The sequence below is a fragment of the Peribacillus sp. N1 genome, from assembly GCF_054600815.1.
The window spans coordinates 100,651-113,583 of the sequence record NZ_BAAHZO010000006.1 but is presented as its reverse complement, the minus strand read 5'-3'; the positions used below and the strand labels follow the sequence as shown (position 1 = coordinate 113,583).

Here is a 12,933-nt window from a genome sequence, read left to right as displayed (position 1 = left end):
AGATGAAAACTAGAGACCTATTGCCCTTGGTTGATGAAGTTGATCCATTCAAACATTATGGACGGGTCAAACGTGTCGTGGGGTTAATGATAGAATCTCAAGGCCCTGAAAGCTCTGTAGGTGATGTTTGTTATATCCATACAGGCAAACAAAAAAAGAAAAATCGAATCTTAGCCGAAGTGGTCGGTTTCCGTGATGAAATGGTTATTTTAATGCCATTTACAGCAGTTAGTGATATTGCTCCGGGCTGTATCGTGGAAGGGAGCGGACGGAGCCTTGAGATAAAGGCGGGAAGCGGGCTCATTGGCAAAGTAGTCGATCCATTGGGACATCCCATTGATGACTCACTCCTTCCAAAAGGTCTGGCGACAATTTCTGTGGATCAAGATCCGCCGAATCCGATGAAACGACCTCCCATTAATGAACCGATAGATGTAGGAGTCCGGGTGATTGATAGTTTATTAACAGTTGGTAAAGGACAGCGTGTTGGTATCTTTGCAGGAAGCGGCGTCGGGAAAAGCACGTTGCTTGGTATGGTAGCAAGGAATACGACGGCTGACTTAAACGTAATCGGTCTTATTGGAGAACGTGGCCGTGAAGTTCGTGAATTCATTGAGAAAGATCTTGGACCGGAAGGACTGGCACGATCAATCGTTGTAGTGGCGACATCTGATCAGCCAGCGTTGATGAGGATAAAGGGTGCTTTGACGGCAACTGCCATCGCGGAATATTTTCGTGATAAGGGATTGAATGTGATGCTGATGATGGATTCGGTCACGAGGGTTGCGATGGCCCAGAGGGAAATTGGACTTGCCATCGGGGAACCGCCGACGACAAAAGGGTATACCCCCTCCGTTTTCGCCATCCTGCCAAGGTTACTCGAAAGAACGGGTACAAATCAGCTCGGTACCATTACAGCTTTTTATACGGTACTCGTCGACGGTGATGATATGAATGAACCGATTGCTGATGCTGTCAGGGGAATTTTGGATGGTCACTTCATACTGGACCGAAACTTAGCCAATAAAGGACAGTTTCCAGCGCTCAATGTATTAAAGAGCATTAGTCGTGTAATGAATAATATAGTTGGTGACAAGCATAAAAACGCCGCGGAAAAATTACGGGCAAGTTTATCAATCTATATGGAGTCGGAAGATTTGATTAATATAGGAGCTTATAAGAAGGGTTCTTCCAGACAAATTGATAACTCGATTACACGCTATCCGGAAATCATTTCATTTTTAAAGCAAGGAACCCATGAAAAAGCTACCAAAGATAATAGTATCAATACCCTTGTCGAATTGATGGAGAAAGGTGATTAATAATGATTTATCAATATAAATTCGAGAAGATCCTGACCATCAAAGAAAAAGAAAAAAACGATGCACTAGCTAAATATAATGCTGCTTTAAAAAAATTTGAAGAAGTGGCAGAAAAGTTATATAAGCTTTTAAAGAAAAAAGAAGAGTTGCTTGAGTTTCAACAGGAAAAGCTGCGAAATGGATTATCCATACAGGAAATTCGTCATCATCAGTTATTTATGGACAACTTGGAAAAACTCTTAAACCACTGTCAACAGGAAGTCATTGAAGCGCGATACAAGATGAATATTCAACGGGATATATTAATGGAAAGAAATATCGAGGTTAAAAAGTACGAGAAAATGAAAGAAAATGATTTTCTTAAATTCCTCGATGTCATTAAGGAAGCTGAGAACAAACAAATGGATGAAATATCAATCCGGCAATTCTTAAGCAAAGGCGTAAGGTGATGGAATGCGTAAAAAAAGTGAATCTAATGGATTGGAAGAATTGGAAGAAAGCAAGATAAGTAAGTTTCAATGGTTTCTTGTCATCTTCATTCCATTAATCTTTGCGGTAACTGTAGCGTTGATCGTTTTTACAGTTGCAGGGGTGAATGTAATGGAAAAGGCAAAGGATATGTCTGCGAAAATACCCTTCATTGAATCGGATCAAAAGGATGAAGAGAAAGATAAACCAGCCAAGAGTGATGAGAAAGTTTCCATGAAGATCGATAAATTAGAAACCGAGATTGAAAACAAGGAAAAAGAGATAGACAAGCTTGAGAGCATCATCTATACACGCGACAAGGCCATTGAAAAGGCAGAAGCAGAAAAACAGCAGCTTCAAACAGAAATGAATCAACTTAAAGATAGTCAGAATAATAGTAAACAAGCGTTCAAGGATATAATTCGTACTTATGAAACCATGGCTCCCAAGAAGGCTGCACCTATCATTACCGAAATGAATGATGAAGATGCATTGGAGATTCTCTCAAGTATGAAAGCAGCCACTTTAGCTAAGGTTTTGGAGCAAATGACAACGGCTGATGCTGCAAGGTTAACGAAGAAACTAACGGAACAAAGTCCTTAAGTGGAAAGAGTTAGGAGGTGAATATATGAATTCTGCCATTAATTCTTTACTTCCCTTGGCATCATTAAGTCTAAAGGTACCAATTAAGCCAAATCAGCAAACTAATTCAAGGTTTGGATCAGTCCTTCAATCAGCGATAGTGGCAGAACCTCCCATTCCATCGGATATAGGCGGCAACCCTGAAGGACGAATGTCTAAAATAAACGATTTGCTTGGTTTTTTGAAGCTTGAAAGGTTAAGTGATAAAGGGGAAGAGAGTCCAGCCGTTGACCCTTCAGTAAACAAACAAGACAGCAACCTTATTTTACAGGCCCTAAAAAATATAGTTGGAAATGATGAGGGTGCGCTTGATGATTTCTTTGCGAGCATCGAGGAACTGGATTTAGAACAAGAAGGTGATGACTTCAGCCTGAATCCACAAAGTTTGTTATCAGCCAATGTGATGGAACTGTATACCACCCTGAAAAAAATTACTTTATTGAGCGAAGAAGAATGGCATGACCTACCATTATCTGGTGTGGTGAATCTCTTGAAATTGGTGAAAGTTCAAGATCTTCTCTCGGAGAATAAGCACATGACACAAGATGAAGCGGCCATGCAGAAACAAATGAAACACCTGCTTGAAGGAATAACGGGGAAGCTGGAGAAATGGCTGTCCATTCAACCAAAATCAAAAACAGAACCTGACCAATCCAACACTTTGGAGACAGGGCAAACTAAAGCAATAGAAACATTTAAAAGCGCATTCCCTCATTCATCTGGGAGTGACAAGGTAAATAAAGACGGAGCAGTCGCTAGCAGTGTGACTTTGCAAAGCCTGGATAGCGGTAAACATCAAGGGTCTGGTATGCCTTTTTTCATGACAAAGCTGGAGCAATTCGTCTTGGCAGCTCCCAAAGTTGAGCAAACTGCCAGCCAAGGAGAGTTCGTTAAGCAATTTGAAAATATTCTAAGTAAGGCAAACTTTAGCGTAAATAACGGTGTAAATAAACTGTTGATCAGATTGAATCCTGAACATTTAGGGTCCCTAAGAATCGAGCTGATTCAAAAGGATGGTATGCTTTCAGCCAAGATTCTGGCTACTACTGCACAGGCCAAAGATATGCTGGAGAATCAGATTCATGGTTTAAAACAAGCATTTAGCGGACAAAACATTCAAATTGAAAGAATTGAAATATCACAGACCTTCAATGCTTTTAACTCTGAGAAATTCAGCCAGAAAGATGCGGATGAACATAATGAACAACAGGAGAGTAAGGAAGAAAGCAATGATGAGACGGAAAGCGAATTTACGGGATCCCTTGCCGATGCTTTGTTAAATCTGGAAGTGTAGGTGAAAAAATGACGACCATCGATACGTCACTATTATTATCAAAATCTCAAACTGAAAACAGAAAAACCGGGGATGCATTGGGAAAAGATGATTTCTTGAAATTGCTGCTTACCCAGCTTCAAAACCAAGATCCGTCAAGCCCGATGGACAATACGGAATTCATCGCCCAAATGGCCACTTTTTCTTCTCTGGAACAGATGATGAATATGGGAGCCCAAATGGAAGAAATAATCGGGATCAATCAACAAAATAGTTTAATGAACTATAACTCTTTTGTCGGAAAGGAAGTCACTTGGCATAAACTGGATGAAGGCGATGATGACCTTACGATAGAAGAAGGAACAGGCATGGTTAAATCGATCCAATATAAGGGTGATGGCGTTTATTTTCTTTTAGAAGATGGCACAAAGCTTGAACCCGCAAATATCTCGGCAATGAAACAAACAAGTTCCACGTCGAATAGCTTGACGGCGGCAAGTGAATTAATAGGCAAGCGCGTTTCCTGGATGGATGAAAAAAATGGAGAGACATCAGCTGTAGTAATCTCGGTATCCATGAGTAATGGCAAACTGCAAATTGAAGTGGATGATGAAAACAAAACCAAGTTATCATCAGAGCAATTGATAAAAATCGCTGAAGCTTAAGGGGCGGGAATATGAATAAACTTGGTTTTCAAGCAAATTCCTCTCAGCTGATGGCACAAAGAAAATTGCCGTTAAGGCAAAGGCGGATGATCCAGCAAGGCTTCCAACAGCATTTTCAAGCTGCTGTCTGCACAAAATCAAAAATTGACCATCAGTAAACATGCTCAATTTCGGATGAGTCAAAGGAGAAATAGCGTCATAAACCTGGGACAAATAGCTCTTAAAGCCAATGAGGCCAAAAAAATGGGTGTAAACGAATCTCTTATCATTACAAAGAATGCGGCACTGATAGTAAGCCCGAAAAACAATATGGTCATCACAGTCATGAACAGGGAAGAAGCAACATCACAAAACCTTCATGAACATCAACGGAACCATAATTTTAGATAAATAGGCTGGACCTGAAAGAGGAAGCCTGGACTGTGGAATGACGGAAGCAGTCTATATATGAAAGGGGAGCTTTACCATGCTTCGTTCAATGTATTCGGGAATAAGCGGATTAAAAAACTTACAAACAAAATTGGATGTTATCGGTAATAACGTCGCCAATGTCAATACATATGGTTTCAAAAAAAGCCGTGTGACATTCAGTGATGCAATGAACCAAACGGTATCTGGTGCAAGTGCAGCAACAGCCAATAAAGGAGGAACCAATTCTAAACAAATTGGATTGGGCTCCACGATTGCTACAATTGATACGATCCATACACAGTCAAGCCTGCAAACCACCGGCCGCGATCTTGATTTAGGAATATCCGGTGATGGCTATTTCGTCGTCAAGCAAGGGGATTCTCTTTCATATACACGCGCAGGAAACTTTTATCTGGATGATAATGGTACCCTTGTCAACGCGAATGGTTTGAAAGTGCAGGCTTACAAGGTTGATGAAAACGGGAAACGATCAAAAACGATTGGCGATGTTGCTGTTAACGTCAATGCGATTTTACCTGCCATTACCACCACTAAAATATCAGTAAGTGGAAATCTAGCTGCTGACGCAATTGATGGTACCGTATTTAGCCAGCAAATGAAAGTTGTGGATGACAAGGGTAAAGAACAAACGGCAACTATCTTTTTCCAAAAAAACGGTGATGATAAATGGGAGGTTTTTGATGAAGAACCTGCTCCTTTGGGGGATACATCAGCTACTAAACCAAAACCGTTCACTACGATAAATTTCGACGCTAATGGTCAGATAGTGGCAGCTGATAAAACCCAGGCAGGTCAAACCATAAACATTTCAAGCGGCAAAGAGGATGACTCGGATACTGCAGTCGATGAAAGCGTACAAAAAGTTAATTTGGATTTTGATTTCTCGAATCTTACTCAAGTTAAAGGTTCCACCACTGCTCTTGTAAATCCGAATGGTAATAAAGAAGGTAAACTGGAAAGTTTTAATATTGGTTCATCAGGGGAAATAAATGGCGTTTATTCCAACGGTCTGATCACTACCTTAGGCCAACTTGCCGTCGCCAAGTTTTCCAATGCATCTGGCTTGACGAAAACCGGTGGCAATACTTTTCAGGAATCAATAAATTCAGGTACTGCAAATATCAATATCGCAGGTGAGGGGCGCGGTGTGATTGCATCAGGTTCTTTGGAAATGTCCAATGTGGATTTATCCGAAGAGTTTACTGAAATGATCGTAGCTCAACGTGGTTTCCAGTCAAATTCGAGGATCATCACGACGTCGGATGAAATTCTACAGGAATTGGTTAACTTAAAACGATAGGTTAAGGGAGGGAGGAGCCAGGTGTTTTTGCCCTAGCTCCTAAATATCATTATCAAAGTCACAAGGCTAAATGGAAAATGCTTTTATATCAATGCATTGTACATAGACACAGTCGAGTCATTGCCAGATACGACCATTACCTTTACAAATGGTAAGAAAATCGTTGTGCTAGAGAAGGAAGAGGAACTGGTTGAAGGTATTATACAATTTTATCGTACTGTTAATATTCTCGGTTTTCGTAAGGATGTGGAGGAAAGTTCATGAAAAAAAATCTATTGACCATTATGTTGATTATACTCGTGGCTATAACGCTTGTTGGTGTCATAGCGGTCGTAGTTGTGACAAAGTTATCTGAGACCACATCTGCCGAAGATAAACCTAGCATTGACGAAATTATCAAATCATCAGTTGAGATTCCTGAAATTACTACGAATCTTGCCGGCAATGATTATATCAAAATCTCATTTACGGTCCAAACAGAAAATAAAAAAGCAAAAGAAGAGTTGGAAAAAAGAAATTTTCAAGTGAAAAATATCATCATTACCGAACTATCAGAAATGAAAGCGGAAGAGTTAACCGGTAAAAAAGGCAAGGAAAAGCTTCAAGAAGCGTTAAAGACTAGAATGAATGAATTAATGGAAGAAGGAAAAGTTGAAAAGGTTTATATAACCTCCTCGATTCTGCAATAAGAACATCCTTGCTTCATTAAATTAAGAAGGAGAAGCTTTGGAGGTGAGTGTTAATGTCCGGGGAAATATTATCGCAAAATGAAATCGATGCTTTGTTATCGGCCATTTCCACAGGTGAAATGGATGCAGATGATTTAAAAAAAGAAGAAGTAGAAAAAAGAGTGAAAGTATACGACTTTAAAAGGGCGCTTCGGTTTTCTAAGGATCAAATCCGGAGTTTGACCAGGATACACGAGAACTTTGCAAGGCTGCTGACCACATACTTTTCTGCTCAGCTTAGAACATATGTCCAAATATCCGTTGCTTCGGCAGATCAAATACCTTACGAAGAGTTTATCCGATCGATTCCTAAAATGACCATCATGAATGTTTTTGAGGTGCCGCCCTTGGATGGCCGGATCATTCTTGAGGTCAACCCGAATATCGCTTATTCCATGATGGATCGCGTTTTGGGCGGGCGGGGCATAAGCGAGAATAAGGTGGATAGTTTAACGGAAATAGAAACGAAGATCATGTCGAATTTATTCGAGAAAGCTTTTGAAAATTTACAGGAGGCTTGGGGAACGATTGTTGAAATCGAGCCGGTGATGACAGAGTTCGAGGTGAATCCACAATTTTTACAACTGGTTTCACCCAACGATACTGTTGTGGTCATTTCCTTGAATACACAAATCGGCGAAACGAGTGGAATGATTAATGTTTGCATTCCTCACGTCGTATTGGAACCGATCATACCAAAGTTATCCGCTCATTATTGGATGGAAAATTCCCAAAAGGAAAAAATCCCGGAGGAAATCATGATTTTGGAAAAGCGTATCCGAAACGCAGATCTTCCCATTATTTCCGAACTTGGTTCCACGGACATCACCATCGAGGATTTTTTGCTGCTTGATGTTGGCGATGTCATCGATTTAAATAAGGCAATCGATGAACCTTTGACGATTACCATTGGAGGGATTCCAAAATACAGCGGGCAGCCAGGAAAAGTAGGAAAAAAACATGCTATCCAGATTCTTGATATTTTGAAAGGGGGAGACGAGGATGGTAAGTGATGGAATGCTTTCGCAAGACGAGATAGATGCCCTTTTAAAAGGTACAAGTGATATAGAAGATGAGGTGTTCCCTCTCTCGATTGACGATTATTTATCGATGATGGAACTCGACGCCCTCGGTGAAATCGGTAATATCTCCTTCGGAAGTTCGGCCACTGCCCTATCCACTTTGTTGAATCAGAAAGTGGATATCACCACTCCGACGGTTACATTGATTGAAAGGGGACAGATCGCGGAAGAATTCCCGCATCCGTATGTAGCGATACAAGTGCAATATACAGAAGGTTTTTCAGGTATAAATATGCTGGTCATCAAGCAGAGCGATGCTGCTATCATTGCGGATTTGATGCTTGGGGGAGATGGGGAGAATCCTTCAGACCTGCTTGGGGAAATTCAATTGAGTGCTGTTCAGGAAGCCATGAACCAAATGATGGGTTCTGCTGCGACTTCCATGTCGACCATTTTCAGTAAAAAAGTGGATATTTCTCCACCTAGCATAGATTTACTTAACTTTTTAAATGGTGAAGGTGAAAATGCGATACCGGACGAGGATTTATTTGCAAAAATCTCATTCCGTCTCCGTGTCGGCAGCTTAATTGATTCCAGTATCATGCAATTGCTGCCGTTAGAGTTTGCTAAAGGGTTAGTTTCCGAATTATTAAATGGAACGGGCGAAAGCGATCCTGCCGAGATGAAAACGCCAAAAGTACTAAGTGAACCAGTAACAAACATTCCAACTCAGGAGCGGGCACCATTACAGGACAGCCGGTCTGATCGATCGGCAAAAGAAACTTATGGACAAGGCAATCACCAAACCCAACCTATGAACCAAATACCGAATGTACCACAACATTTTGGTGTTTCATCCGTACCAACAGGACAGCCGGTAAATGTTCAGCCTGCCAGTTTCACCAGTTTTCAGCCTTATCAGCTTCAGGAGTCTGAAACGAAAAATCTCAGCATGCTGATGGATATCCCTTTGCAGGTAACTGTGGAGCTTGGAAGAACGAAACGCTCCGTCAAGGATATTTTGGAGCTGTCCTCCGGATCGATCATCGAATTGGATAAATTAGCGGGAGAGCCAGTGGATATCCTGGTAAACAGCCGCTTGATAGCAAAAGGCGAGGTAGTGGTTATTGATGAAAACTTTGGAGTGCGTGTTACGGATATCATGAGTCAGAGTGACCGATTAAATAAAATAAGATAATTTGGGGGACGAAAATTATGGCTAATAGAATTTTAATTGTGGACGATGCAGCATTTATGAGAATGATGATTAAGGATATCCTTTCAAAAAATGGCTTTGAAATAGTCGGGGAAGCAGCAGATGGCGCCCAAGCGGTGGAAAAATATAAAGAAACTCATCCGGATCTTGTAACGATGGATATTACCATGCCTGAAATGGATGGAATTACAGCATTAAAGGAAATTAAAAAGGTAAATCCTCAAGCTAAGGTCATCATGTGTTCAGCGATGGGACAGCAAGCAATGGTCATTGATGCAATCCAGGCGGGTGCAAAGGACTTTATCGTGAAGCCATTCCAGGCAGACCGTGTTTTGGAAGCCATAAATAAAGCATTAAGTTAAGAGGGTGTCTTCATATTGTTTTTAATTAAAAAATGGCTTCAGGTCTCACTGATGATAGCAGTATTCTTCTCTGGGGCGATACAGGCCCATGCGGAAGATCTTGAAAAAACAGTGAAGGATGTTTATGAACAGCCAGATGATTTAAAGGTGGATAAAGGTGAATCAAAAGGCTCGAAATCTACCAAACAGACAACGAATCCTGACAAAGTGGGGATAACCGTTTGGGAGTTTCTGAGGATGATATTTGCTACTATTTTTGTAGTGGCCCTTCTATATATCCTATTAAAGTTCATCAATAAAAAAAGTAAATCGTATCAAAAGGCAAATTCAGTGGAGAATTTAGGCGGTACGGGCCTTGGCGCAAATCGTTCTGTCCAGCTTGTTAAAGTCGGCGGGAGAATATTGGTGATCGGGGTCGGTGAAAATATTCAGCTCTTGAAAGAAATAGATGATCCAGAGGAATATGAACAGCTTTTGAAAGATCACAACGATAAGATCGATCAAATGATCCAGCCAGGGGAACTTGCAATGAAGTTAAAAAATAATTGGTTGAAGAAAAGCGGATCCGAAACCGCCAGTTTCTCTGCAGAGTTCAAAAATCAACTTGATCAATTGTCTGCTAGCAGGAAAAAGCTGTTAAAGGAGCTTGATAGGAAAGGAAGAGACAATGAATGAATGAGTTCATGGAGTTTTTTAATAACAGTGATCCCACTAATGTCTCTACTTCCGTCAAACTTGTTCTACTGATGACTGTCTTATCGCTGGCTCCAAGCATATTGATCCTGATGACCTGTTTTACTAGAATCATCATTGTCCTGAGCTTTGTGAGAACATCGCTAGCTACACAGCAGATGCCGCCGAATCAGGTGTTGATCGGCCTGGCACTTTTCATGACATTTTTCATAATGGCACCGACTTTTCAGGAAGTGAATGAAAAGGCATTAACCCCGTTGTTTAATGAAGAGATAGATTTAGAAGAAGCATATGTACAGGCCTCGATACCATTTAAGGATTTCATGAGTGCCCATACAAGACAGAAGGACCTTGAGCTATTCTTGGAATATGCCAAGGTGGATAAGCCTGAAACGATACAGGACATTCCCTTGACGGCCTTTGTACCTGCTTTTGCAATCAGTGAAATCAAAACAGCTTTTCAAATAGGTTTCATGATTTTCATTCCCTTTTTGGTTATTGATATGGTCATTGCAAGTGTCCTGATGTCGATGGGGATGATGATGTTGCCGCCAGTCATGATTTCCCTGCCATTTAAAATCCTCCTTTTCATTCTTGTAGACGGATGGTATTTAGTGGTGAAGTCTTTATTACAGAGTTTTTAAGCAGGTGAGAAAAAATGAGTGCAGATTTTGTTATTGATATAGCAGAAAAAGGAATTTATATGGTATTGATTATCGCTGGCCCATTGATGGTAATCGCTCTTATTGTAGGACTATTAGTAAGCATCTTTCAGGCAACTACACAGATTCAGGAACAAACCTTGGCATTTGTTCCGAAAATCGTCGCAGTCTTATTGGGACTCATTTTATTGGCTCCATGGATGTTGAGCCACCTATTATCATATGCAAATGAAATATTCGGTAATCTGAATCGATTTGTAGGGTAGGGCATGGAGGAATTATTTCCGCACTTTCCCGCCTTTTTATTAATTGTGGTACGGGTCACTACGTTTTTCGTGGCCATGCCGATTTTTTCGTACCGTTCTATACCGGTACAACATCGGGTCGGGCTTGGAATCTTCCTTGCCTGGATCATGTACTACACCATTGATGCTCCGGTTCTGGAATTGGATGTCACATTTTATTTATTGATCATGAAGGAAGCGCTTGTTGGCCTTTTCATTGGGTTTGCAGCGTATATGATTTTATCGGCCGTTCAAATAGCTGGCGGATTGATTGATTTTCAAATGGGTTTTTCAATAGCGAATGTCATCGATCCCCAAACGGGGGCACAAAGCCCGTTGATGGGACAATATCTTTATACAATCGCTCTATTATTCCTATTGAGTACTAATGGCCATCATTTGCTTTTGGATGGGATTTTTTATAGTTATCAGTTCATCCCGATTGACCAATTATTTGTACCATTCGGAGATCATGCGCTGATAGAATACTTGGCCAAAGCTTTCAGCAAAGCTTTCATGATTGCTTTTCAAATGTCCATACCTGTGGTGGGAAGTATTTTCTTAGTGGATGTCACGTTAGGGATACTTGCCAGGACAGTTCCTCAATTAAATGTATTCGTTGTTGGGATTCCAGTGAAAATCATTGCCGGCTTAGCGGTTATCATACTGGTAATGGGGATGATGATGACGGTTGTCACCCAACTCTTCAATTTCTTGCTTTTGACGATGCGTCACCTAATGCAGTTGATTGGAGGCACTTGATATGGTGAGGTTTCAGCTGGATTTGCAGTTTTTCGCTGGTGAAAAGACCGAAAAGGCGACTCCTAAAAAACGTCAGGATTCGAAGAAAAAAGGTCAGGTGGCAAAGAGTCAGGATGTAAATACCTCTGTGAATTTAATTGCCGTGTTTTCTGTGTTATTTCTTATGGGACCGTACATGTATAATCATTTGCTCGGTCTTACGAAAGAATATCTGCAACATTTTACCTTGGCTGGATTCAGTGAGGAGAATATGCAAATTATCATGATAGAGGTTTTAAAGGAGATGGGCCTTATCCTAGGACCCGTTTTTGCAGCAGCGATAGTCGCTGGGATATTGGCTAATGTCATGCAAGTCGGGTTTCTGTTTTCGACTGAATCCATACAGTTCAAACTTGATAAATTGGATCCCATTAAAGGATTCAAACGTATTTTTTCAATGAGGGCGATTGTTGAGTTATTGAAATCCATTCTTAAAATATCATTTGTTGGTTTTGTTGCCTTTTATGTACTATGGCAGCGCATGGACGAGATTATGATTTTATCACAGATTTCTGTGGAAGAAGCGATGGCAACATTGGCGGATATTACGATTAAAGTAGGATTTTATGCTGCCGTGGCTTTATTGTTCATTGCTCTATTAGACTATTTGTATCAAAAATATGACTTTGAAAAAAACATCCGGATGTCCAAACAGGATATTAAGGATGAATATAAAAATTCCGAAGGGGACCCGCTCATCAAATCCAAGATAAAGCAAAAGCAGAGGCAGATGGCCGCTCAAAGAATGATGCAGGAAATTCCCAATGCGGATGTCGTCATCACTAACCCGACGCATTTTGCTATTGCTTTAAAATATGATGAAGAAAAAGCTGAGGCTCCGTATGTAGTGGCAAAGGGCGTTGATTTTGTTGCCCAGAAAATTAAATTCATTGCCAAAGAAAATGATGTGACCATGGTGGAAAATCGGCCTTTGGCCAGGTCTTTATATGATCAAGCTGAATTAGGCCAAGCGATACCTGAAGAGTTCTTTAAGGCGGTCGCTGAAATACTGGCCTTTGTATATAAAACCAAAGGTAAACTGTAAAGAAGTAATAGGGTAACC

Annotated in this window: 18 protein-coding genes; all 18 read left to right on the top strand. The window is 40.7% G+C overall.

All coding sequences use genetic code 11. The features are described 5' to 3' along the window. Positions 1-2 precede the first annotated feature (2 nt). The 18 genes from fliI to flhB all read left to right on the top strand — a co-directional run bounded on the left by fliI (position 3) and on the right by flhB (position 12,915). A complete protein-coding gene (gene fliI, locus ACYP5M_RS21310; RefSeq protein ID WP_434169067.1) occupies positions 3-1,322 on the top strand; it encodes a flagellar protein export ATPase FliI in 1,320 nt (439 codons plus the stop codon). A gap of 2 nt (positions 1,323-1,324) precedes the next feature. Then, positions 1,325-1,771, top strand: coding sequence for a flagellar export protein FliJ (gene fliJ / locus ACYP5M_RS21305; RefSeq protein ID WP_230177503.1), 447 nt, complete (start codon positions 1,325-1,327; stop codon positions 1,769-1,771). A 4-nt stretch (positions 1,772-1,775) separates the two neighbouring features. Then, the gene (locus ACYP5M_RS21300; protein WP_459735502.1) at positions 1,776-2,393 is read left to right on the top strand and encodes a MotE family protein; all 618 of its coding nucleotides are present in this window, start codon (positions 1,776-1,778) and stop codon (positions 2,391-2,393) included. Between the two features lie 25 nt (positions 2,394-2,418). Beyond that, a complete protein-coding gene (locus ACYP5M_RS21295; protein ID WP_434169069.1) occupies positions 2,419-3,726 on the top strand; it encodes a flagellar hook-length control protein FliK in 1,308 nt (435 codons plus the stop codon). 8 nt (positions 3,727-3,734) lie between these two features. Beyond that, positions 3,735-4,370, top strand: a complete 636-nt coding sequence (gene flgD, locus ACYP5M_RS21290; RefSeq protein ID WP_434169070.1) for a flagellar hook assembly protein FlgD — start codon at positions 3,735-3,737, stop codon at positions 4,368-4,370. 11 nt (positions 4,371-4,381) lie between these two features. Beyond that, positions 4,382-4,528 (top strand): hypothetical protein, encoded by a 147-nt coding sequence (locus tag ACYP5M_RS21285; protein ID WP_434169071.1) that lies wholly within the window; start codon positions 4,382-4,384, stop codon positions 4,526-4,528. 85 nt (positions 4,529-4,613) lie between these two features. Further along, complete coding sequence (locus ACYP5M_RS21280) at positions 4,614-4,760, top strand: hypothetical protein (RefSeq protein ID WP_434169072.1); 147 nt, start codon at positions 4,614-4,616, stop codon at positions 4,758-4,760. Between the two features lie 76 nt (positions 4,761-4,836). Further along, on the top strand, positions 4,837-6,102 hold the full coding sequence (locus tag ACYP5M_RS21275; protein WP_459735501.1) for a flagellar hook protein FlgE: 1,266 nt from the start codon (positions 4,837-4,839) through the stop codon (positions 6,100-6,102). Positions 6,103-6,147: 45 nt separating this feature from the next. Further along, entirely contained in the window at positions 6,148-6,366 is a 219-nt protein-coding gene (locus tag ACYP5M_RS21270) for a flagellar FlbD family protein (protein WP_459735540.1), read from the top strand. Continuing rightward, positions 6,363-6,791, top strand: a complete 429-nt coding sequence (fliL, locus tag ACYP5M_RS21265) for a flagellar basal body-associated protein FliL (RefSeq protein WP_459735500.1) — start codon at positions 6,363-6,365, stop codon at positions 6,789-6,791. The genes ACYP5M_RS21270 and fliL overlap by 4 nt, the downstream gene beginning before the upstream one ends. Positions 6,792-6,844: 53 nt before the next feature. Continuing rightward, positions 6,845-7,843 (top strand): flagellar motor switch protein FliM, encoded by a 999-nt coding sequence (fliM, locus tag ACYP5M_RS21260; protein ID WP_260357085.1) that lies wholly within the window; start codon positions 6,845-6,847, stop codon positions 7,841-7,843. Continuing rightward, the gene (fliY, locus tag ACYP5M_RS21255) at positions 7,833-9,050 is read left to right on the top strand and encodes a flagellar motor switch phosphatase FliY (protein WP_459735499.1); all 1,218 of its coding nucleotides are present in this window, start codon (positions 7,833-7,835) and stop codon (positions 9,048-9,050) included. Before fliM ends, fliY begins: the two co-directional genes overlap by 11 nt. A 17-nt stretch (positions 9,051-9,067) precedes the next feature. Continuing rightward, complete coding sequence (locus ACYP5M_RS21250) at positions 9,068-9,430, top strand: response regulator (RefSeq protein WP_063231856.1); 363 nt, start codon at positions 9,068-9,070, stop codon at positions 9,428-9,430. 15 nt (positions 9,431-9,445) lie between these two features. Beyond that, the gene (locus ACYP5M_RS21245) at positions 9,446-10,105 is read left to right on the top strand and encodes a flagellar biosynthetic protein FliO (protein WP_434169076.1); all 660 of its coding nucleotides are present in this window, start codon (positions 9,446-9,448) and stop codon (positions 10,103-10,105) included. Next, on the top strand, positions 10,102-10,767 hold the full coding sequence (gene fliP, locus ACYP5M_RS21240) for a flagellar type III secretion system pore protein FliP (protein ID WP_434169077.1): 666 nt from the start codon (positions 10,102-10,104) through the stop codon (positions 10,765-10,767). The genes ACYP5M_RS21245 and fliP overlap by 4 nt, the downstream gene beginning before the upstream one ends. A 14-nt stretch (positions 10,768-10,781) precedes the next feature. Then, on the top strand, positions 10,782-11,051 hold the full coding sequence (gene fliQ / locus ACYP5M_RS21235) for a flagellar biosynthesis protein FliQ (RefSeq protein WP_101224658.1): 270 nt from the start codon (positions 10,782-10,784) through the stop codon (positions 11,049-11,051). Between the two features lie 3 nt (positions 11,052-11,054). After that, the gene (gene fliR / locus ACYP5M_RS21230; RefSeq protein WP_459735498.1) at positions 11,055-11,831 is read left to right on the top strand and encodes a flagellar biosynthetic protein FliR; all 777 of its coding nucleotides are present in this window, start codon (positions 11,055-11,057) and stop codon (positions 11,829-11,831) included. 1 nt (position 11,832) lies between these two features. Beyond that, complete coding sequence (flhB, locus tag ACYP5M_RS21225; RefSeq protein ID WP_459735497.1) at positions 11,833-12,915, top strand: flagellar biosynthesis protein FlhB; 1,083 nt, start codon at positions 11,833-11,835, stop codon at positions 12,913-12,915. Positions 12,916-12,933 lie beyond the last annotated feature (18 nt).